The following is a 21,787-nucleotide window of genomic DNA, read 5'->3' as shown; positions in this document are numbered from 1 at the left end:
GTGAGCGCACCGGCACCCCTCGCCGGCGCGGGCCGGGTCGCCGGGGCGGCCGCGCTCATCGCCGTCCTCACCGTGGCCGCCCGGCTCGCCGGCTTCGCCCGGACCGCCGTCATCACCTGGGTCATGGACAGGAGCGACCTGGGCGACATGTACGTGATCGCCAACACCGTGCCGAACATCGTCTTCGAGATCGTCGCCGGTGGCGCGCTGGCCAGCCTGGTCGTCCCGCTGCTGGCCGGGGCGGTGGCGGCCGGCGACCGCACGGCGGTGGCCGCCACCACCGGGGCGCTGCTGACCTGGACGGTGACCCTGCTGGTGCCGCTGGCGGTGCTGGTGGCACTCCTCGCCGACCCGATCATCGGAGCGATCAGCGAGAGCCGGTCGCCGGAGGAACTCGCGGCCGGAGCCCGGATGCTGCGCGTCTTCGCGCCGCAGCTGCCGCTCTACGGCGTCGGCATCGTGCTGACCGGGGTGCTCCAGGCGCACCGGCGGTTCGCCTGGCCGGTGCTCGCGCCGCTGCTCTCCAGCCTCACCGTGATCGTGGTCTACCTCGCCTTCGGCGGCACCGAGGGGCGGGGTGCCACGGTGGCCGGGGCGAGCCGGGGCGGTGAGCTGATCCTGTCGGCCGGCACCACCCTCGGGGTGGTGGTGCTGTCCCTGTCGTTGCTGGTCCCGCTGCGCCGGCTGCGGCTACGGCCCCGGTTCGGGTACGCGTTCACCGCCGACGCGCGGGCCCGGGTCGGCGGGCTGGCCGTGGCCGGGGCGGTCACCGTCACCGCGCAGCAGGTCGCCCTGCTGGTGATCCTCAACCGGGTCACCGGCGGCCCCACCGGTTCCCCGCAGGTGTTCAACCTGGCGCAGACCATGTACCTGTTGCCCTGGGCGGTGCTGGCGGTGCCGCTCGCGGTGGCCGCGTACCCGACCCTGGCGGCGGCGTCGGCGGCGGGGGACGAGGACGGCTACCGGCGGACCCTCGCCCCGACCGTCCGGGGGGTGCTGCTGTTCAGCTGCCTCGGCGCGGCGGCGCTGGTCGGCACCGCCCGGCCGGTGGCCGCCTTCTTCTACCCGGCCGACCCGGGCGGCACCGCCGCCGCCATCGCCGGGTTCGCGCCGGGGCTGCTCGGGTACGGCCTGTTCGCGGTGCTCTCCCGGGCCCTCTACGCGCGCGGCGACACCCGACCCGCCACCCTGGCGATCACCCTCGGCTGGCTCGCCGTGCCGGTGGTCGCGCTGCCGCTGGCGGCGGTGCTGCCGGTCGGCGACCGGGTGCTGGCCGTCGCGCTGGCCAACAGCGCCGGGATGCTGCTGCTGGGCATCCTGCTGCTGGCCGCGGTGCGCCGGGCGGCGGGACCGGCCGCGCTGGCCGGCAGCCTGCGCGCCGGCGTCGCCGGGGTGCTCGCGGCGACCGCCGCCACCCTGGCCGGGGCACAGGTGGCGGGAGCGCTGGCCGGGACGGGTGCCGGTACCCCGACGACATCCGGGGCGGTGCTGGAGGGCATGCTGTCCGGAGCCGTGGTGGGCGTGGTGTTCCTCGCCGTGGCGTACCCGGCCGACCGGCGGGACGTAGGTCCGCTCCTGGCGGGAGTGGTCCGTCGGCTGCCCGTCGCCGGCCGCGTCCGCCGTCGGCAGGCGGAGCCCGATGACGGAAGGGTGGATCGGTGAGTGCCAGGAGTGGGGCCGCGTGGCAGGGCACGGTGGCCCTGCTGCTCGCGTCGAGCACCGGCGGGGTGGGGCAGCACGTCAAATCGGTGACCCGTGGGCTGGCCGCGCAGGGCGTGTCCGTGCTGGTCTGCGGGCCGGCCGCCACCGGCGAGCAGTTCGACTTCGTCGGCGCGGGCGCGCGGTTCACGCCGGTGGAGATCCCGGCGGGTCCCACCCCGGCCGACGCCCGCGCGGTGCTCGCGCTGCGCCGGGCCCTGGCTGCCGAGCCGGTCGACGTGGTGCACGCGCACGGGCTGCGCGCCGGTCTTGTCGCCGTCCTCGCCCGACCGGCCGCCCCACTGGTGGTCACCTGGCACAACGCCGTACTCGCCGGAGGGTTGCAGGGCCGGCTCTCCGGCGTGGCCGAACGGCTGGTCGCCCGTCGGGCCCGGGTCGCCCTGGGCGCGTCGAGCGACCTGGTCGACCGGGCCACCGCGCTCGGCGCCGCCGACGCCCGCCTCGCCCCGGTGGCCGCACCGGCCCTGCCCGCGCCGCGACGGCGGCGCGCCGCCGTACGGGCCGAGTTCGCCGTCGCCCCCGGTCAGCCGCTGATCCTCTCGGTCGGGCGGCTGCACCCGCAGAAGCGCTACGACGTGCTGATCGACGCCGCCGCCCGGTGGCGGGACCGTACGCCACCGCCGGTGGTCGTCGTCGCCGGCAGCGGCCCGGCCTACCTGCCGCTGGCCGCGCGCGTCTCCGCCGCCCGCGCCCCGGTGACCCTGCTCGGGCACCGCACCGACGTGGCGGACCTGCTCGCCGCGGCCGACCTCGCCGTGGTGACCAGCGACTGGGAGGCCCGGCAGCTGTTCGCGCAGGAGGCGTTGCGGGCCGGCGTACCGCTGGTGGCGACCGGCGTGGGCGGGCTGCCGGAGCTGGTCGGCGACGCCGCGGTGCTGGTCCCGCCCGGCGACGTCGACGCGGTCGACCGGGCGGTCCGTGAGCTGCTCGACGACGAGTCCCGCCGGACCGACCTGGCCCGCCGGGGCACGGCCCGGGCGGCGACCTGGCCGACCGAGGCGGACACCGTCGCCGCCCTGGCCGACCTCTACGCCGACCTGACCGCTGACGCCGCCGGCCCGGCCACCCCCGATGCCGGGGCCACGACGGAGCGTGGCTGATGCTGCGGCGGGTCGCACCGCTCCTGCTCACCCTGCTCGTCGCGGTGCTCGGGGTGACCGCGCTGGCCGCCGAACCGGACCGCGCGGCACGCCGGCCCACGGCGGACTTCGTCGTCATCGCCGGGGTGCCCGGCCTGCGCTGGGACGACGTGGACCCGGAGACCACCCCGACGTTGTGGCGGATGGCCGAGAACGGCTCGATCGGTTCGCTGTCGGTCCGCTCGGCCCGCCGGCCGACCTGCCCGGTCGACGGCTGGCTCACCCTCGGCGCGGGTAACTTCGCCGCCTGGAACACCAACCGGCCCGCCGGCACCTGCCCGGCGGTGGACGTGAAGGTGGAACAGCCCGACGGATTCGGGGCCAACCTGCCCCAGCAGGAGAGCGTGGTCCTACACAACCAGGAGCGGCTGCCCTGGGGGGCCGTACCCGGCGCGCTGGCCGAGTCGGTGCGCTGCGCCGTCGCCGTCGGCCCCGGTGCCGCGGTGGCCGCCGCCCGCCCGTTCGGCCGGGTCGACCGGTACGAGCCCACCCTGCCCGCCGACCCCGCCCCCCTGCTGGGCTCCTGCGTGCTGAGCATCGTCGACCTGGGCACGGTCAGCGGCGAGCACCAGGCCGCCCGGGACGCCGCCGCCCGCCGCGCCGACGCGACCCTGGCCAAGGTGCTGGCCGCCCGCCCGCCGGGCTCCCTGGTGCTGGTGGCCGGGGTCTCGGACACCGCCGCGCCGGCCCGGCTGCACGTGGCGGTCGCCGACGGGCCGGGCTGGGAGCGGGGCTGGCTCACCTCGGCCAGCACCGGCCGCGACGGCTACCTGCAACTGGCCGACCTGGCCCCCACCGCGCTGACCGTGCTCGGCCGTCCACTGCCGGAACGCAACTTCACCGGCCGGGCCGCCACCCCCGTCGACGGCCGCCCGGCGGATCTGCGGGCCGCCATCGACGCACCAACCGACGCCGACCGGGAGGCCGGCGCCCAGCAGCGCGTCGCCCGGTGGTTCTTCGTGCTGCTCGCCGGCTTCCAGGTGCTGCTCGCCGTCGCGGTCCTCCCGCTGTTGCGCCGGGCCCGCCGGCACGCCGGTCCGGTGGGGCCGACCCCGGTGCCCCGGTCCGTGGTGGCGACCGTCGAGGTGCTGCTGGTCGCCGCCGCGCTGGCCATCCCGTCGGCCCTGGTCGCCGACCTGGTGCCCTGGTGGCGGGGGGGCCACGCCGGCTGGTACTTCGCCGTGGTGACCGCGTTGCTGCTCGCCGGGGCGACCGCGCTGGTCCGCTTCGCGCCCGGACACGACCGCACCCTCGGCCCGTTGGGCGCGGTGGCCGGGCTGACCACCCTCGTCGTCGGCGTGGACGTGCTCACCGGGGCCCGCCTGCAACTCAACGGGGTGGTGGGCTACTCGGCCCTGGAGGGCGGCCGGTACGCCGGCCTCGGCACGGTGGGGCTCGGCGCGTTCCTCGCGGGTGTGCTGCTGACCGCCGGCTGGCTGGCCCAGCGGGTGGGCCGGCGTTGGCGGCCGACCGTGGTGGTGGCCGTGGGCACGGCGGCCGTGGTGGTCGTCGGCAGTCCGTACCTCGGCGCGGACTCGGTCGGGGCGATCGCGCTGACCGCCGGGGTGACCGTCGCCGCCGTGATCTGCACCGGCGGGTGGCTGACCCTGAGCCGGCTGGTCTGGGCGAGCATGGCCGGCCTGGCGGTGACCATCGGGCTGGGCGTACTGGACCTGCGCCGGCCCCCGACCGACCGGGGCAGTCTGGGCCGGTTCCTCGCCGCCCTGGGGGAGGGGCGGGCCGGGCTGACCGTGCACCGGTCCAGCACCGCCAACTTCGACACCCTGGTCGGCAGCCCGTTGACCGTCCTCGCGGTGGTCGGTGCGGTGCTGGTGTGGTTCGCCCTCTTCCAGCCCTGGGGTGGGCTCCTGCGCCTGTTCGGCATCTACCCGGCGATGCGGGCGGCGATGGCCGGCACCGCCGTGGCCGCGGTGATCGGCGGGTTGCTCGGCGGTTCGGCGCTGGACGTGGCCGGCGCGGCCGGGGCGCTGGTGGTGCCGATGGCGGCGCTGGCCGCGCTGCGGGTGCTCGACCACGCGACCGACCGTACGCAGCCGCCGGGAAACCGGCCCCAGGACTTCGTCGGCGGTGCCCCGGTCGGGGCGGAGGCCACCGGGCCGGGCGACGCGGCGCGGACGGGGCCGGAGGAGCCCGCCGGGGACGCGGGCGACCGGGCACCCCGGACGTCGACCGAGGTCGCGACCGCGTAGCCGCCGGTGGGCCCGGCGGGTGCGCCCCGGGGCGCACCCAGGGGAGGTGTTACCGTGGAATCCCGTGGATCGCGTGATCACTTGGCTGATCGGCACGACGGTCTGCACGACCGCAACGGACGACACGGGAGCAGGCCTTGGCCCCATCAGCACGGACGACCAGGCACATCTTCGTCACCGGGGGCGTCGCCTCCTCGCTGGGTAAGGGGCTCACCGCCTCCAGCCTCGGCAACCTGCTCACCGCCCGCGGACTGCGGGTGGTGATGCAGAAGCTCGACCCGTACCTCAACGTCGACCCCGGGACGATGAACCCCTTCCAGCACGGCGAGGTGTTCGTCACCGAGGACGGCGCGGAGACCGACCTGGACGTCGGTCACTACGAGCGCTTCCTCGACCAGGACCTCTCCGGCAAGGCGAACGTCACCACCGGCCAGATCTACTCGGACGTGATCGCCAAGGAGCGGCGGGGCGAGTACCTCGGCGACACCGTCCAGGTGATCCCGCACATCACCAACGAGATCAAGTCGCGCATCCTGGCGATGGCCGACCCGGACGCCGACGGCAACGTCCCGGACGTGGTGATCACCGAGGTCGGGGGTACGGTCGGCGACATCGAGTCGCTGCCGTTCCTGGAGGCGATCCGGCAGGTGCGGCATGATCTCGGCCGGGACAACTGCTTCTACCTGCACGTCTCGCTGGTGCCGTACCTGGCCCCGTCGGGGGAGCTGAAGACCAAGCCGACCCAACACTCGGTGGCACAGCTGCGCAACATCGGTATCCAGCCGGACGCCCTGGTCTGCCGCTCCGACCGGGACATCCCGGACAAGCTCAAGCACAAGCTGTCGCTCTACTGCGACGTCGACCGGGAGGCGGTCACCGCCGCCCCGGACGCGCCGAGCATCTACGACATCCCGAAGGTGCTGCACCGGGAGGGCCTCGACGCGTACGTGGTGCGCCGGCTCGGGCTCTCCTTCCGGGACGTGGACTGGACGAGCTGGGACGACCTGCTGGACCGGGTGCACCACCCGGTCCACACCGTCACCGTCGCGGTGGTCGGCAAGTACGTCGACCTGCCCGACGCGTACCTGTCGGTCAGCGAGGCCATCCGGGCGGCCGGGTTCCACCACCGGGCCCGGGTGCAGCTGCGCTGGGTGCCGAGCGACGACTGCGTCACCCCGGCCGGCGCGGCGGCGGCCCTGGCCGGCGTGGACGGCATCGTCATCCCCGGCGGGTTCGGCGTGCGCGGCATCGAGGGCAAGATCGGCACCGCCCGGTACGCGCGGGAGAACGGCGTCCCGCTGCTCGGCCTCTGCCTCGGCCTGCAGTGCATGGCGATCGAGGTGGCCCGGCACCTCGGCGAGCTGGACGGCGCGAACTCGCTGGAGTTCGACGAGGAGGCCACCCACCCGGTGATCGCCACCATGACCGACCAGGAGGACATCGTCGCCGGCAAGGGTGACCTGGGCGGCACGATGCGGCTCGGGGCGTACCCGGCGACCCTCGCCGAGGGCTCCATCGTCGCCGAGGCGTACGGCACCACCGAGGTCAGCGAGCGGCACCGGCACCGGTACGAGGTGAACAACGCCTACCGGGACGCGTTGACCAAGGCCGGCCTGCACATCTCCGGCACCTCGCCGGACGGCCGGCTGGTCGAGTTCGTCGAGCTGGACCGCGCGTTGCACCCGTTCTTCGTGGCCACCCAGGCGCACCCGGAGCTGAAGAGCCGGCCCACCCGGCCACACCCGCTCTTCGCCGCGTTCGTCCGTGCCGCGGTCACCTACTCCGAGGCCGACCAGCTGCCGGTGGAGTTGGACGGCGGCGCGCCCCACCGGCCGGCCGCCGTGGCGGAGGAGTCGTCCCGGGACGACGCCGCGACGACCGCCGCCGCGTCGTGAACGGGCGGCAGTACGAGCTGAGGGGCCGGACCGAGCGGTACACCGGCCGGGTGTTCCAGGTGGTCACCGACGAGGTGACCATGCCGGGCGGCGGCACCGCCGCCCGCGACGTGGTCCGGCACGTCGGCGCGGTCGCCGTGGTGGCGCTGGACGACGCCGGCCGGGTGGTGCTGGTCCGTCAGTACCGGCACCCGGTCGGAAGCTACCTGTGGGAGCTGCCGGCGGGGCTGAGGGACGTCGATGGTGAGGACCTCGCCGCGGCGGCGCTGCGCGAGCTGGCCGAGGAGGCCGACCTGACCGCCGGCCGGGTCGACCTGCTGGTCGACCTGCACAGCTCACCCGGCTTCTCCACCGAGCGGGTCCGGATCTTCCTCGCCCGGGACCTCGTCGAGGTGCCGGCCGGTCAACGGCACGAGCGGCACGACGAGGAGGCGGACATGCAGGTCGTCCGCGTCGACCTGGACGAGGCGGTGGCCCGGACGCTGGCCGGGGAGATCACCAACGCCTCCTGCGTGGCGGGGCTGCTCGCCGCCGCCCGGGCCCGGGACGCCGGCTGGGCCCCGTTGCGCCCGGCGGACTCCCCACTGCCCGGCTAGTCACGGGCGCGGGGGACACCCACCCACAGACGGCAGGGGCCGTGCGGCACGCCGCACGGCCCCTCGCTGGTGGACAGGATCAGTCGCGCAGCGGCCGGCCCTGGGCGTCGACGCCACCGTTCATCAGGATCAGGATGCCGTCGACGAAGCCCCAGAGGCTGCCGATGCCGCAGGTCACCAGGGTCACGACGAGCTGGAGGACACCGGTCTTGGTGTCGCCGATGTAGAACCGGCCGACACCGAAGCCACCGAGCACGATCTGGAGGACACCGGCGACGACCTTGCTCTTGTCGGAGACGCCGCCGGGGTACTGGTAAGGAGGAGGGTAGGTCATGAGGCGACACCCTAGTGATCGACATTCCTGCTGTCCGCAGCGCGGTGGTGCCGATCGGACGATAATGGGCGAACACTGTCCCAACGGCCGAGGCCGGCTCACGTTGTCGGTCAGGGTACGACTGACACATCGTCAGGAGAGACGCGTACGGGGTGTCACTCTGTTGGCTTTCCGTCCGGGTCGACGGCCCTAGACTGCGGCCGGCAGGAGCGGTGGGCTGCGTCGGCAACGGAGCCGGCGCGCACCGAGCGGTTCGGGGCGGTGCGGCCCCGAGGAGAGGTGTCGTCGTGAAGGTCGGAATCCCACGCGAGGTCAAGAACCACGAGTACCGCGTGGCGATCACGCCGGCGGGTGTGAACGAGTTCACCCGCAGCGGTCACCAGGTCTTGATCGAGTCCGGCGCCGGTGCCGGCTCCCGCATCGGCGACGAGGAGTTCGCCGCCGCCGGGGCGAAGATCCTCTCCACCGCCGACGAGGTGTGGGACAGCGCCGACCTCGTGCTCAAGGTGAAGGAGCCGATCGCCGAGGAGTACCACCGCATGCGCGAGGGACAGGTGCTCTTCACCTACCTGCACCTGGCCGCCTCGAAGGAGTGCACCGACGCGCTGATCGACCGGAAGGTCACCGGCATCGCGTACGAGACGGTCGAGCTGCCGGACCGGTCGCTGCCGCTGCTCGCCCCGATGTCCGAGGTCGCCGGCCGGCTCGCTCCCCAGGTGGGGGCGTACCACCTCCAGCGGCAGGGCGGTGGGCGCGGCATCCTGATGGGCGGCGTCTCCGGCGTGTACGCGGCCAAGACCGTGGTGATCGGCGCGGGCGTCTCCGGCATGAACGCCGCCGCCATCGCGCTCGGCCTCCAGGCCGAGGTGCTGCTGCTGGACAAGAACGTCGGGCGGCTGCGCCAGGCCGACGCCATCTACCGGGGCCATCTCCAGACGGTCGCCTCGAACGCGTACGAGATCGAGCGGGCCGTGCTCGACGCGGACCTGGTCATCGGCGCGGTTCTCGTGCCGGGGGCGAAGGCCCCGACGCTGATCTCCAACGAGATGGTCTCCCGGATGAAGCCGGGCAGCGTGCTGGTGGACATCTCCATCGACCAGGGTGGCTGCTTCGAGGACTCCCGGCCGACCACGCACGCCGACCCGACCTACCGGGTGCACGACTCGATCTTCTACTGCGTGGCGAACATGCCCGGCGCGGTCCCGCACACCAGCACGTACGCGCTGACCAACGTGACCCTGCCGTACGCCCTGGAACTGGCCAACCACGGCTGGCGGGAGGCGCTGCGCCGCGATCCCGCCCTCGCGCTCGGCCTGAACACGCACGACGGGCAGGTCACCTACGGCCCGGTCGCCGAGGCGCACGGCATGGCCGCCCTGCCGCTGGCGGAGGTCCTCGGCTGAACGGCGGGCCACGGGACGGCACGGCGGCGGTCGTGGACGCCGGGGGCCCGGCGCCGGCGCTGCGGCGGGCCGTGCGGGGCTACCTCGACCACCTGACCGTCGAGCGGGGGCTGTCGGCGAACACCCTCGCGTCGTACCGGCGGGATCTGGAGCGTTACCTGGCCACGCTGGCCGTCGCCGGGGTGACCGACCTCGCCGCGGTGGGGCCGGCCCAGGTCGAGGCGCACCTGGCGGCGTTGCGGGTGGGCGGGGACGGGCACCCGCCGCTGGCCGTCTCCTCGGCCGCCCGCGCGGCGAGCGCGGTGCGCGGCCTGCACCGCTTCGCGCTGCGCGAGGGGTTGGTCGGCGCGGACGCCAGCCGGGACGTCCGGCCGCCCACCCCGCCACGCCGGCTGCCCCGGGCGCTGCCCGTCGACGACGTGGTCCGGCTGCTGGAGACGGCCGGGTCGGTGCGGGCGTCCGGTGCGGGCGCGCCCCTGGCGCTGCGGGACCGGGCGCTGCTGGAGTTCCTGTACGGCACCGGCGCGCGGATCTCGGAGGCGGTCGGCGCGGCCGTCGACGACCTGGACCCGGCGGAGGGGACCGCCCTGCTGCGCGGCAAGGGCGGCCGGTCCCGGCTCGTGCCGATCGGCGGGTACGCCACCGAGGCGCTCCGCGCCTACCTGGTCCGGGCCCGCCCCGGTCTGGTCGCCGCCGGCCGGGGCACCCCGGCGGTCTTCCTGAACGCCCGGGGCGGCACGCTCTCCCGACAGGGTGCGTGGACCATCCTGCGGCGTACCGCCGAGCGGGCCGGGCTGCCGGTGGACGGACCGAACGCGGTCTCCCCGCACACCCTGCGCCACTCCTACGCCACCCACCTGCTCGACGGCGGGGCGGACGTCCGGGTGGTGCAGGAACTGCTCGGCCACGCCTCGGTGACCACCACCCAGGTCTACACGCTGGTCACGGTGGAACGGCTGCGCGAGGTCTACGCCACCGCCCACCCCCGGGCGCGCGGCTGAACCGGGTCCGCCGGTGACGTTCCCGGCGGTGCCGCCAGCCGGGTGGGCGCACCGGCACCGGAGGTGGGTGCTGTGTCGACCGTCACCCCGAGCCACCCCGGGCCGGTGGCGACCGCCGGGCTGCCCGACACGCCGACCCGGTACCGACCGGCCTGCTCGAACGTGGCGTACAGTCGGCATCGGCGCGGACCTCCTGGGACGACAACCGGGGTGCGCAGCGGCGCCGCAGAAGGACGTCGGACGGCTCCGACGCCGGGTGGTCGTCGGGAGGGGGCAACAGGACATGGCTGGCAACGGCGACCGTGCCGAGACGTGGACGACAGAGCTCCGTGAGCAGCAGGCCACACTCGGCGCGGACCTCGGCCCGGCGGACCCGGCCGCGTACACCATGCGCAAACCCATCCCCGAGCCGATGCCCACCGACCGGCACGGGCCGGCGCGGATCATCGCGATGGCCAACCAGAAGGGTGGCGTCGGGAAGACCACCACCACCATCAACCTCGGCGCGGCCCTGGCCGAGTACGGCCGCAAGGTGCTGCTGGTCGACTTCGACCCGCAGGGCGCGCTCTCGGTCGGCCTCGGCGTCAACCCGCACAACCTCGACCTGTCGGTCTACAACCTGCTCATGCAGGACGACGTCACCGCCGAGGACGTCCTGATCAAGACGGACGTCGCGGGGCTGCACCTGCTGCCGGCCAACATCGACCTCTCCGCCGCCGAGATCCAGCTCGTCAACGAGGTCGCCCGGGAGATGGCGCTCGCGCGGGTGCTGCGCAGCATCCGCAAGGAGTACGACTACATCCTCATCGACTGTCAGCCCTCGCTCGGTCTGCTCGCCATCAACGCGCTGACCGTCGCGCACGGCGTGCTGATCCCCCTGGAGTGCGAGTTCTTCAGCCTCCGAGGTGTGGCGCTGCTGCTGGACACCATCGACAAGGTGCGTGAGCGGCTCAACTTCGACCTCGAACTCGAGGGCATCCTCGCCACCATGTACGACAGTCGCACCACCCACTGCCGGCAGGTGCTCCAGCGGGTGGTCGAGGCGTTCGGCGACAAGGTCTACCAGACCGTCATCACCAAGACGGTCAAGTTCCCCGAGTCGACGGTGGCCGGAGCGCCCATCACCACCCTCGACCCGGCCTCGTCCGGCGCGCGCAACTACCGGCAGCTCGCCCGTGAGGTGATCGCCGCGCAGGCGGAGCGATAGCGCCGGCGTCCGGGGCGTGGACTACGGTCGTCCGGTGACCGCACCACCGCTCGACCCCGTGCCGGCCGACCCGGTGGCACCCACCGAACCCACGCCCGGCGCCGGGCCAGCGGGCCCGGAGGAGAGCAGCGGCTTCACCGTGCGGCTGGCCAACTTCACCGGCCCCTTCGACCTGCTGCTGCAACTGATCGGCAAGCACAAGCTCGACGTGACCGAGGTGGCCCTGCACCAGGTCACCGACGAGTTCATCGCGTACATCCGGGCGATGGGCGACGAGTGGGACCTCGACGAGGCCAGCGAGTTCCTACTGATCGCGGCCACCCTGCTCGACCTGAAGGCCGCCCGGTTGCTGCCCGCCGCCGAGGTCGAGAACGAGGAGGACCTGGCCCTGCTGGAGGCGCGGGACCTGCTCTTCGCCCGGCTGCTGCAGTACAAGGCGTTCAAGGAGGCGGCGGCGCACATCGCCGCGCTGGAGGCCGAGGGCGGGCGACGCTATCCCCGCGCCGTCAGCCTGGAACCCCGGTACGCCCAGGCCCTGCCGGACCTGGTGCTCGGGATCGGCCCGGAGCGGCTGCTGAGGATCGCGGTGCGGGCGATGACCCCGAAGCCCGTCCCGGTGGTCTCCATCGACCACGTGCACATGGTCCGGGTCAGCGTCCGGGAACACGCCCAGATCCTGGCCGCGCGGCTGCGGCGCGCGGGCACCGCCGCCTTCTCCCTGCTCTGCGCCGACTGTGCGGCCACCCTGGAGGTGGTGGCCCGGTTCCTGGCCCTGCTGGAGCTGTACCGGGAAGGACTGGTCGCCTTCACCCAGGAGCAGGCGCTCGGCGAGCTGACCGTACGCTGGACCGGCCCGGCCGAGGGCGACACCGACCTCCAGATCGACGAGTACGCCGGCGTGCCGTCGGGGTCCGAGGCCGCCGCACCGGAGGTACCCACCGGCTCAGCCGACACGACGGCCGGGCATGACGCTGCCGGAGGCGACTCGGGTCGGGTGGCCGCTCCGACCGGGACGGACGTGGCCGGGGGTGCTTCGGCCGCGGGCACCGGTGACCTGCCGGGTGGGCACGTGGCCGGCACCGGGACGACGACGGAGGAGTGACCGGGATGAGCAACGAGGAGCGCAGCGAATCCCTCGCCGACCAGGCCGCCGCGTGGATCCCGCCGTGGGAACGCCGCCCCAGCCCGGGCCCGGCTCCCGTCTCGGACCGTGACGACGTCGACGACACCGCCGCCCCGCCGGAGCCAGCCACCCCACCGGCCCCGGCGGTGTCACCCACCCCGGCCGCTCCGCCGGCCCCGGCTGCTCCGGCCGAGCCGGTGGCTGCGGATCGTGGTGGGAAAGGTCCCCTGGAGGGGCCGGTCGCCACCACGATCCCGCCCAGGGGCGGACGGCGGGCAGCCGGGACGGTGCGGGAGAGCCCGGCGACGGCGACCGCGATGGAGGAGGGGGAACTCCGCGCGGCGCTGGAGGCGATCCTGCTGGTCGTCGACGAGCCGGTCAGCGAACTGACCCTCGCCCAGGTGCTGGAGCAACCCGCCGAGCGGATCGGGGCCGCCCTCGACCGGATCGCGGCCGGCTACACCGAGGCCGGGTACGGCTTCGAGCTGCGCCGCGCGGCCGGAGGCTGGCGGCTCTACACCCGACCGGAGTACGCCCCGTACGTGGAGCGGTTCATCCTCGACGGGCAGACCGTCCGGCTCACCCAGGCCGCGTTGGAGACCCTCGCGGTGGTCGCCTACAAGCAGCCGGTCACCCGTTCCCGGATCTCCGCCATCCGGGGTGTCAACTGTGACGGGGTGATCCGTACCCTGGTCTCCCGCGGCCTGGTCGAGGAGTGCGGCACCGAGCCGGAGAGCGGAGCGTTCCTCTACCGGACCACCATCCTGTTCCTCGAGAAGCTCGGGCTGAACAGCGTCGCCGACCTGCCGCCGCTGGCCCCGTTCCTCCCCGACGACGTAGAAGAGTTTGCCGATGCCACGCGATGACCGCGCCCCCCGTCCCGACGCGCCCGTCTACGAGGGGCCCGAACGCCTCCAGAAGGTGCTAGCCGCCGCCGGTGTGGGCTCCCGCCGGGCCTGCGAGGACCTGATCTTCCGGCGCCGGGTGACCGTCAACGGCCGGGTGGCCCAGCTCGGTGACCGGGCCGACCCGACCCAGGACGTCATCATGGTCGACGGCGAGCGCCTCCAGGTCGACACCCGCCTGGTCTACCTGGCGATGAACAAGCCGCGCGGAGTGGTCTCCACCATGGCCGACGAGAAGGGGCGCACCGCGCTCGCCGACTTCCTCGGCAACCGGGTCGAGCAGCGCGTCTACCACGTCGGGCGGCTCGACGCGGACAGTGAGGGCCTGCTGCTGCTCACCAACGACGGCACCCTCGCGCACAAGCTCATGCACCCGTCGTACGGGGTGCAGAAGACCTACCTCTGCCAGGTCGCCGGACCGATCCCGCGCAACCTGGGCAAGAAGCTGATGGCCGGGGTCGAACTGGAGGACGGCCCGGCGCAGGTCGACTCCTTCAAGGTGGTGGACACCCTGGGCAAGACCGCCCAGGTGGAGGTGAGCCTGCACGAGGGCCGCAAACACATCGTCCGGCGGTTGCTGGCCGAGGTCGGACACCCGGTGAGCCGGCTGGTGCGTACCTCGATCGGGCCGATCCGGCTGGGTGACCTGCGCGCCGGGCGGACCCGCCGACTCACCAACGCCGAGGTCGCCGCCCTGTTCCGCGCGGTGGGTGACTGAGCCGGCGGTTCGGGAAAGCGGCCCCGGTAGGCTCCCAGGCGGCCCGCGGGTCGCCCGGGAGGCGCACCCGCGCCCGGCGGCGGTGCCGGCGGGGGCGGATCGGACCGCCAGGCATGATGGACCACGATGGGTAACCGCTCGCCGAACGTCGGGAGAACGACGGTCGGTGGGGTACGGGCTGAGGAGGACACGCGGTGGCGGAGAACGTACGGACCGGGCGATGTGTGGTCGCTGTCGACGGGCCATCCGGTTCGGGCAAGTCCACCGTCTCCCGGCGCCTGGCCGCCGGGATCGACGCCCGCTACCTGGACACCGGTGCGATGTACCGGGCGGTGACCTGGGCGGTGCTCCGCAGCGGCGTCGACCCGGCCGACGCCGAGGCGGTGGCGAAGGTCGCCGGTGAGATCGACCTGCGCATCGGCACCGACCCCCAGGGGTACGGGGTGACCGTCGACGGGGTGGCGGTCGACGCCGACATCCGGGGGCCCGAGGTGACCGGCGCGGTCAGCGCGGTGGCCGCCGTACCGGCGGTCCGGAAGCTGCTGGTGGCCCGTCAGCGGGAGATGATCACCCACGCCGGCCGGATCGTCGTCGAGGGGCGTGACATCGGCCCGGTGGTCGCCCCCGACGCGGAGCTGAAGGTCTACCTGACCGCCTCCGAGGTGGCCCGGGCCCAGCGGCGCAGCGCGGAGGACGCCGCCGACGTGGCCGCCACCGCCGCCGACCTGGCCCGCCGGGACCGGTTGGACTCGACCCGCAAGACCGACCCGTTGCAGCAGTCGGCGGACGCGGTCGTGCTGGACACCACCGAACTGGGCATCGACGAGGTCGTGGCCCGGCTGCGGGAACTACTCACCGAGCGGGGCGTGGCATGACCGACGACGACGGCTGGGTCGAGCTGCGCGAACCCGACCTCGACGAGGAACAGACCGGACCGGTGCCCGTGGTGGCCGTGGTCGGCCGCCCCAACGTGGGCAAGTCGACGCTGGTCAACCGGATCATCGGCCGGCGGCAGGCGGTCGTCGAGGACGTCCCCGGAGTCACCCGGGACCGCGTCCCGTACGACGCCCAGTGGGCCGGCCGGCAGTTCACCGTGGTGGACACCGGCGGCTGGGAGCCGGACGCGAAGGACCGGGCGGCGGCCATCGCCGCCCAGGCCGAGACGGCGGTCGCCACCGCTGACGTGGTCCTCTTCGTGGTGGACGCGGTGGTCGGCTCCACCGACGTGGACGAGGCGGCGGTCCGGATGCTGCGGCGCAGCGCCAAGCCGGTGATCCTGGTGGCGAACAAGGCCGACAACGCGGCCGTCGAGGTGGAGGCGACCTCGCTCTGGTCGCTCGGACTCGGTGAGCCGTTCGCGGTGTCGGCGCTGCACGGTCGTGGCTCCGGCGAACTCCTCGACGCCATCATGGAGGCGCTGCCCGAGGCCCCGAAGATCGTGGAGGACCGGCCGCGGGGCCCGCGCCGGGTGGCCCTGGTCGGTCGCCCCAACGTCGGCAAGTCCAGCCTGCTCAACCGCTTCTCCGGCGAGGAGCGGGCAGTGGTCGACTCGGTCGCCGGCACCACCGTCGACCCGGTGGACAGTTTGGTGCGCATCGGCGGGGAGACCTGGCACCTGGTGGACACCGCCGGGCTGCGCAAGCGGGTCGGCAAGGCCAGCGGCACCGAGTACTACGCCAGCCTGCGCACCGCCTCGGCGATCGAGGCGGCCGAGGTGGCGGTGGTGCTGCTGGACGCCAGCGAGCCGATCAGCGAGCAGGACCAGCGGATCCTCTCGATGGTCACCGAGACCGGCCGGGCGCTGGTGATCGCCTTCAACAAGTGGGACCTGGTCGACGGCGACCGCCGGTACTACCTGGACAAGGAGATCGAGCGGGAGCTGCGCCGGATCCCGTGGGCGATCCGGCTCAACCTCTCCGCGATGACCGGCCGGGCGGTGGACAAGCTCGCCCCGGCGTTGCGGAAGGCCCTGGCGAGCTGGGAGACCCGGGTCCCCACCGCGCAGCTCAACTCGTGGCTCACCGCGTTGGTCCAGGCCACCCCGCACCCGGTGCGGGGCGGACGGGCACCGAAGATCCTCTTCGCCACCCAGGCCGGCACCTGCCCGCCGCGCTTCGTGCTCTTCACCACCGCGCCGCTGGACGCCGGCTACCAGCGCTTCGTCGAGCGGAAGCTCCGCGAGGAGTTCGGCTTCGAGGGCAGCCCGGTGGAGATCTCGGTACGCCCGCGCAAGAAGCTGGGCCCGGGCGGCCGGGGCAAGGCGCACGGCTGACCCTCGTGGCAACACCGAACGCCGGGCCGGGACCTCCCGACCCGGCGTTCGCGCTCCCGCCACCACCCACCCTCCCGGGAAGCTCGGGGGGGTGTCCCTATGGGTTTCGTCAAGCGGTGACAGGCCTTGGCTGGTAGGGATTCTTGTCGCGGAGCATGGCGAACAGGACGTCGCAGCGGCGGCGGGCGAGGCAGATGAGGGCGGCGTTGTGGCGTTTGCCTTCGGCGCGTTTGCGGTCGTAGTAGGCGGGGCTGACGGGGTCGGCCAGGGCGGCGAACGCGGAGAGGAAGAACGCGCGTTTGAGGTTCTTGTTGCCGCCTCGGGGTGGGTGTTCGCCGCGGATGCTGCTGCCGGATCGCCGGGTCACCGGCGCGAGCCCGGCGTAGGCGGCGAGGTGGCCTGGGGTAGCGGAGCTGCTGCCGTCGCCGACTTCGAGCAGGATCCGGGCTGCGGTCCTGACTCCGATGCCGGGCATCGAGGTCAGGACCCCGGCGAGAGGGTGCGCATCAAGGATCCTTTCGACCTCGCTGGCGACTTGGTCGCGTTGCCGCAGGATCTCGCGGAGGCTGTCGGCGAGGCGGGGCAGGATCGTCTCCGCCGCTGTGGTGCCGGGGACGGTGACGGTCTGCTCGTCCAGGGCGGTCATGATCTGCTCGACGAGCCGCTCACCCATGCGGGGCGCGTGGACGGCGGCGATCGAGAGCAGTTTGCGGCGGCCAGCCTTGCGCAGTCCGACGGGCCCACCGCAGCGGGACAACAGTTCCAGGACGGCCTTGTGCTGCACTTTCGGGCCGAGGACTCGTTCCAGCGCGGGGTGGATCTGCGTCAGCAGGCCCCGGATCCGGTTCGACACCCGGGTCGCCTCACCGGCCAGATCGTCGTCGAAGCCGACGAGGACTTCCAGCTCGGCCAGAGTCTCATCGCCGACGTCGACCCGCCGCAACGTGTGCGGCAGTGTGCGGGCTGCGTCGGCGATGACGTAGGCGTCCCGGGCGTCGGTCTTCGCGCTGCCGGGGTGCAGGTCAGCGATCCGCCGCATCGCCAGGCCGGGCAGGTAGGCCACCTGATGCCCGCACGCCCGAGCGACCGCGACCGGCAGAGCGCCGATCGAGGCGGGCTGGTCGACCACGACCAGGACCTGACCGTGGCGGGCGAGTTTGTCGAACAGTTGCCGCAGCCGGTCTTCGGTGTTCGGCAACGGCGCGTCGTGTAGCCGCCTGCCGTCCGGGGCCATCCCGACCGCGTGATGGTCACCTTTGCCGACGTCCAAGCCGAGGAAGACGCCGTATCCGTCGTGCACCACACCCGCCTCCACGCATCGTCCCGTGGCCCCGGCCGCTGGTCAGGCGTCGGACTGCCGGCAGCCACGTTACGAAGAGACCTACCCAACAGAACAGGTGGCCGTGTCCCTATCAGCGGTCCGCCGACGCCACCCGACCCGGCGACAACACCCCCCGGATCATGCGTACGACAGGGGCAGGAAGTCATACCGGGCCGGGCGACCGAGGAGTCCCCGGCTGGGGACGATCAAAAAGGTAACGGGGCTGACAACTGCTGGCGTTTCGGTCGTTAGAGGTGCTCACTAGTCGGCTACAGTCGGCAACGTGAACTTGAAGGAGTGGGCAGCGGCAACCGGCATCTCGTACGCGACGGCACGTCGGCGTTACGAGTCCGGGACGCTGCCCGTTCCCGCCTGCCGCCTCGGTCGTCTGATCATGGTCGGGGAACCGGTCACCGGCGCGACTGATGCCGCCGGGTAAACCGTGGTGTACGCCCGGGTGTCGTCGGCTGATCAGAAGCCCGACCTGGACCGGCAGGTCGCGCGGGTGACCGTGTGGGCCACCGGCCAGTAGTTCGGCGTGGACCGCGTGGTGACCGAAGTCGGCTCGGCGCTCAACGGGCACCGCGAGAAGTTCCTCGCCCTGCTCCGCGACCCTGCCGTGACGACGATCGTGGTGGAGCACCGGGACCGGTTCGCCCGCTTCGGGGCCGAGTACGTTGAGGCAGCCCTCGCGGCGCAGGGCCGCCGCCTACTGGTCGTTGACCCGGCCGAGGTTGATGACGACCTGGTCCGCGACGTCACCGAGATCTTGACCTCGCTGTGCGCCCGGCTCTACGGCCGTCGCGCTGCCGCGAACCGCGCCCGCCGCGCGGTCGAGGCAGCCACCGCGAGCGATCTGGCGTGAAGACGATCCAGGCGTACCGGTTCGCCCTCGACCTGACACCCGGCCAGGAACGCGATGTTCTCGCGCACGCCGGCGCGGCCCGGGTCGCACACAACTGGGCGCTCGCGAAGGTCAAGGCCGTCATGGACCAGCGGACCGCCGAGCGTTCCTACGGCGTGCCGGACGACCTGTTGACGCCATCGCTGTCCTGGTCCCTGGCGGGGCTTCGTAAGGCGTGGAACCAGGCGAAGGTCGACGTTGCGCCGTGGTGGGGCGAGGTGTCCAAAGAGGCGTTCAACACCGGCCTGGACGCTCTCGCCCGCGGGCTGAAGAACTGGGCGGACTTCCGCCCAGGCAAACGTGCCGGTCGGCCGGTCGGGTTCCCCCGGTTTACGTCCCGACGCCGCACCACCCCGTCGGTGCGGTTCACCACCGGAGCGATCCGGGTCGAACCCGACCGGATGCACGTGGTCCTGCCGCGGCTGGGCCGGTTGAAGTTGCACGAGTCGGCCCGCAAGCTGGCCCGCCGTCTGGACAACGACACCGCCCGGATCATGTCTGCCACGGTGCGACGCGACGGCGGACGCTGGCATGTGTCGTTCACCGTCGAGGTCGAGCGGACCGAACGCGCCCCCGACCGGCCCGAGTCGGTGGTCGGTGTCGATGTCGGGATCAAGCACCTCGCCGTGCTGTCCACCGGCGAGCTGGTCGACAACCCACGTCACCTGGTGACCGCGCAGCAGCGGATGCGCGCACTCGGCCGGGCGCTGTCGCGTAAGACCGGCCCGGACCGGCGTACCGGACGGCGGGCGTCGAAGCGGTGGGAACGGGCGGCGGCCCGGCTCGGCCGCGCGCACGGCCGGGTGGTGAACCTGCGCCGTGACGGGCTGCACAAGCTCACCACCCGGCTCGCCCGCGAGCACGGCACCGTGGTGGTGGAAGACCTCAACGTGACCGGGATGCTCGCCAACCGAAAGCTGGCCCGGCACATCGCCGACGCCGGATTCGCGGAGATCCGCCGCCAACTGGCGTACAAGACCGGATGGAACGGCGGTCGGCTGCTGCTGGCCGACCGATGGTACCCGTCCTCCAAGACCTGCTCGGGCTGCGGCACGGTGAAAGCCAAGCTGGCCCTTTCCGAGCGTGAGTTCACCTGCGAGGCATGCGGCCTGGTCATCGACCGCGGCCGCAACGCCGCCCTGAACCTGGCCGCCCTCGCGGCCGAGTTCGACACCGCCGGGAGTGGCCCGGTGGCAGCACGTGGAGCCGACCAGAAGACCCGCGTACGTGGGCAGGTGGCCGTGAAGCGTGAACCCGGCACCACGCCACTGGGTCAGACCGGGACCGTCCCGCCGCAAGGCAGGACTATCGATCGTGTGCTCACTAAGCGCACTGAAAGGTAACGGTTGTGCGAGGTCCGTCGAGGTGAGGTGGGAGGGGCCAGTGCGTACGTGCGGAAGATCCTGCGCTAAGCTGTACCGGCTGCCGCAGGGGAGATCCGACGGTGGCATCGGGACGTGGCGCAGCTTGGTAGCGCACTTGACTGGGGGTCAAGGGGTCGTCGGTTCGAATCCGGCCGTCCCGACAGAGTTTGAGCAGGTCAGGGCCTTGATTCACCTACGTGGATCAGGGCTCTCTCGCTGTTTCGTCTCACAATTAATCACGTACGCCCGTACTGTTGAAATCCGCAGTCCTGGCGTCACCCGAACAGGCCTGTCTCGAGGTGGTCGGCGGCCACCTTGAGGTGGCTGCTGTCGGGGTGGACGTAGACCCGCTTCGCCAGCGCGCCGCCGTCCGAGTGGCCGGCCCAGGCGGCGAGCACGACGTCGGGTACGCCGACCCCGGCGAGGTACGTCAGGCAGGCGTGCCGGGCGTCGTACGGCCGGACCTTGCGCATCCCGAGCTTGGCCATCAGTTCGTACACCCGGCGGCGCAGCCAGTCGGTGCGCTGCGGTCGGCCGAGTTCGTCGACCAGGACGTAGCCGCTGGCAATGTAGGCGTCGCCGGCCTGGAGGCGCTCCTTCTTCTGCCTGGTGCGAAAGGCCTTCAGCGCCTTCATCACCGTGGCCGGCATCGGCAGGCCGCGTCTGCCCGCTGCCGACTTGGCCTCCTTCTCCTCGATCTCGCCGTCGACGAGCGTTCGCGTGTTGTCGCCGGCCGCGATCGTGCCGGCCTCGAAGTCGATGTCGGACCATCGCAGCCCGCACACCTCTGCGGGTCGTAGGCCCATCAGCGACAGAAGGCAGGCGGCGTACAGGCGTTCGTCCGTGATGCCGGTTAGGAAGGTCTTCACCTCTTCCTGCGTCCAGGGCTTGCGGGCGGCCTGTGCTTCGAGGGCGGCCTTGGCTGCGTTCCGGGGGATGGTCACGAACGCCGCGGCGTTGCGCACCACGAGCTGGCGGCGTACCGCGACGTTGAGGGCAGTGCGAAGCCGACCCAGAGTGAGGCGCACTGACCGGACCCCCAGGCCGCTGCCGGGCTTGCCGCCGCGTCTGCGTCCCTCGGTCAGCATCCAGTCGATCAGGGCTTCGATGTCCTCCTCAATGATTTCCTGGATCGCCCTCTCCCCGAGACGGGCGCGGACCGGCAGGAGCGCGTCGCGGTAGTTGGCAGCGGTCGCCTTCTCCACATCGCGAGTGGCCGACTTGAGCCACTCGTCGAGGAACTGGTTGACGGTGACTTTGCCGGGGCGTACGTACGTGCCGCGGTCGGTCTCGTGCTTGATCCGGGCGTACTCCGCTCGGGCTTCTTTCCTGGTGTCGAAGGTGTACGTCCGCTGATCCCGGCGTCCGTCCGGTTTGCGTCCGACGTCGAGGACAAACCGATAGCGGATCTTGCCGCTGCGGAGCGTGATCTTTTTGATGGGATCGGAAGCGCTCACCTGAGCCTGCACCTTTCTAAGAGGGATGTGCGCGGGTCTCGAGCGTGGCACGGGTGCCAGAGCCAGGATCCGACTGTGTTCGCGGTACCGGATAACGGTACCATTAAGCGGTACCAAAAGCTGACGGGATGGCGCATGGCAACCGTTGATCTGAGATGTGGGACCCTCGACTGGTCATGTGGCCGTTGATCTGTACGCCGAGGAGTTGACGTATGCCGC

16 protein-coding genes, 1 tRNA gene and 2 pseudogenes are annotated in these 21,787 nt (G+C 72.9%); 16 read left to right on the top strand and 3 right to left on the bottom strand.

The window, feature by feature from the left end; genetic code table 11:
• The 5 genes and pseudogenes from murJ to GA0074694_RS26285 all read left to right on the top strand — a co-directional run bounded on the left by murJ (nt 1) and on the right by GA0074694_RS26285 (nt 7,559).
• Nucleotides 1–1,662, top strand: coding sequence for a murein biosynthesis integral membrane protein MurJ (murJ, locus tag GA0074694_RS26305; protein ID WP_091462684.1), 1,662 nt, complete (start codon nt 1–3; stop codon nt 1,660–1,662).
• On the top strand, nt 1,659–2,819 hold the full coding sequence (locus tag GA0074694_RS26300; RefSeq protein WP_091462683.1) for a glycosyltransferase family 4 protein: 1,161 nt from the start codon (nt 1,659–1,661) through the stop codon (nt 2,817–2,819). Before murJ ends, GA0074694_RS26300 begins: the two co-directional genes overlap by 4 nt.
• Nucleotides 2,819–5,145: pseudogene (locus GA0074694_RS26295) on the top strand (hypothetical protein). The gene GA0074694_RS26300 and the pseudogene GA0074694_RS26295 overlap by 1 nt, the downstream one beginning before the upstream one ends.
• Nucleotides 5,146–5,205: 60 nt before the next feature.
• Nucleotides 5,206–6,963, top strand: coding sequence for a CTP synthase (locus tag GA0074694_RS26290; protein ID WP_091462682.1), 1,758 nt, complete (start codon nt 5,206–5,208; stop codon nt 6,961–6,963).
• Nucleotides 6,960–7,559, top strand: a complete 600-nt coding sequence (locus GA0074694_RS26285) for an NUDIX domain-containing protein (protein WP_091462681.1) — start codon at nt 6,960–6,962, stop codon at nt 7,557–7,559. Before GA0074694_RS26290 ends, GA0074694_RS26285 begins: the two co-directional genes overlap by 4 nt.
• A 79-nt stretch (nt 7,560–7,638) precedes the next feature.
• On the opposite strand, the gene GA0074694_RS26280 is transcribed toward GA0074694_RS26285, so the two are convergent.
• Nucleotides 7,639–7,893, bottom strand: a complete 255-nt coding sequence (locus GA0074694_RS26280; protein WP_091462680.1) for a TM2 domain-containing protein — start codon at nt 7,891–7,893, stop codon at nt 7,639–7,641.
• 287 nt (nt 7,894–8,180) lie between these two features.
• Here GA0074694_RS26280 and ald point away from each other — a divergent pair, with 287 nt between their 5' ends.
• From ald to der, 8 genes are all read left to right on the top strand, one after another.
• Nucleotides 8,181–9,296, top strand: coding sequence for an alanine dehydrogenase (gene ald, locus GA0074694_RS26275; protein ID WP_091462679.1), 1,116 nt, complete (start codon nt 8,181–8,183; stop codon nt 9,294–9,296).
• Between the two features lie 32 nt (nt 9,297–9,328).
• Complete coding sequence (locus GA0074694_RS26270; RefSeq protein ID WP_091462678.1) at nt 9,329–10,297, top strand: site-specific tyrosine recombinase XerD; 969 nt, start codon at nt 9,329–9,331, stop codon at nt 10,295–10,297.
• Nucleotides 10,298–10,580: 283 nt separating this feature from the next.
• The gene (locus GA0074694_RS26265; protein ID WP_043968099.1) at nt 10,581–11,504 is read left to right on the top strand and encodes a ParA family protein; all 924 of its coding nucleotides are present in this window, start codon (nt 10,581–10,583) and stop codon (nt 11,502–11,504) included.
• 34 nt (nt 11,505–11,538) lie between these two features.
• Nucleotides 11,539–12,606, top strand: coding sequence for a segregation and condensation protein A (locus tag GA0074694_RS26260; protein WP_425413639.1), 1,068 nt, complete (start codon nt 11,539–11,541; stop codon nt 12,604–12,606).
• Between the two features lie 5 nt (nt 12,607–12,611).
• On the top strand, nt 12,612–13,493 hold the full coding sequence (scpB, locus tag GA0074694_RS26255; protein ID WP_091464022.1) for an SMC-Scp complex subunit ScpB: 882 nt from the start codon (nt 12,612–12,614) through the stop codon (nt 13,491–13,493).
• The gene (locus GA0074694_RS26250) at nt 13,480–14,250 is read left to right on the top strand and encodes a pseudouridine synthase (RefSeq protein ID WP_091462676.1); all 771 of its coding nucleotides are present in this window, start codon (nt 13,480–13,482) and stop codon (nt 14,248–14,250) included. Before scpB ends, GA0074694_RS26250 begins: the two co-directional genes overlap by 14 nt.
• A 194-nt stretch (nt 14,251–14,444) precedes the next feature.
• Nucleotides 14,445–15,125: a (d)CMP kinase gene (cmk, locus tag GA0074694_RS26245; RefSeq protein WP_091462675.1), complete on the top strand. Its 681-nt coding sequence runs from the start codon at nt 14,445–14,447 to the stop codon at nt 15,123–15,125.
• Nucleotides 15,122–16,522: a ribosome biogenesis GTPase Der gene (der, locus tag GA0074694_RS26240; protein WP_091462674.1), complete on the top strand. Its 1,401-nt coding sequence runs from the start codon at nt 15,122–15,124 to the stop codon at nt 16,520–16,522. The genes cmk and der overlap by 4 nt, the downstream gene beginning before the upstream one ends.
• A 109-nt stretch (nt 16,523–16,631) precedes the next feature.
• On the opposite strand, the gene GA0074694_RS26235 is transcribed toward der, so the two are convergent.
• Nucleotides 16,632–17,822, bottom strand: a complete 1,191-nt coding sequence (locus GA0074694_RS26235) for an IS110 family RNA-guided transposase (RefSeq protein ID WP_218105876.1) — start codon at nt 17,820–17,822, stop codon at nt 16,632–16,634.
• Nucleotides 17,823–18,126: 304 nt separating this feature from the next.
• Between GA0074694_RS26235 and GA0074694_RS26230 the strand changes: the two are divergent.
• From GA0074694_RS26230 to GA0074694_RS26220, 3 genes and pseudogenes are all read left to right on the top strand, one after another.
• Nucleotides 18,127–18,708, top strand: a pseudogene (locus tag GA0074694_RS26230) (IS607 family transposase).
• Nucleotides 18,705–20,090, top strand: a complete 1,386-nt coding sequence (gene tnpB / locus GA0074694_RS26225) for an IS607 family element RNA-guided endonuclease TnpB (RefSeq protein WP_091462673.1) — start codon at nt 18,705–18,707, stop codon at nt 20,088–20,090. The pseudogene GA0074694_RS26230 and the gene tnpB overlap by 4 nt, the downstream one beginning before the upstream one ends.
• Before the next feature lie 108 nt (nt 20,091–20,198).
• Nucleotides 20,199–20,272: transfer RNA gene (locus tag GA0074694_RS26220), tRNA-Pro, on the top strand.
• A 114-nt stretch (nt 20,273–20,386) separates the two neighbouring features.
• Here GA0074694_RS26220 and GA0074694_RS26215 read toward each other — a convergent pair.
• Nucleotides 20,387–21,568 carry a site-specific integrase gene (locus GA0074694_RS26215; protein WP_091462672.1) on the bottom strand — a complete coding sequence of 394 codons (1,182 nt, stop codon included), beginning with the start codon at nt 21,566–21,568 and terminating at the stop codon, nt 20,387–20,389.
• Between the last annotated feature and the right edge of the window lie 219 nt (nt 21,569–21,787).

It is taken from the genome of Micromonospora inyonensis, from assembly GCF_900091415.1.
Taxonomy (GTDB): Bacteria; Actinomycetota; Actinomycetes; order Mycobacteriales; family Micromonosporaceae; genus Micromonospora; species Micromonospora inyonensis.
Note: the sequence above shows the minus strand (reverse complement) of the source record. Positions and strands in the feature narration are given on the sequence as shown.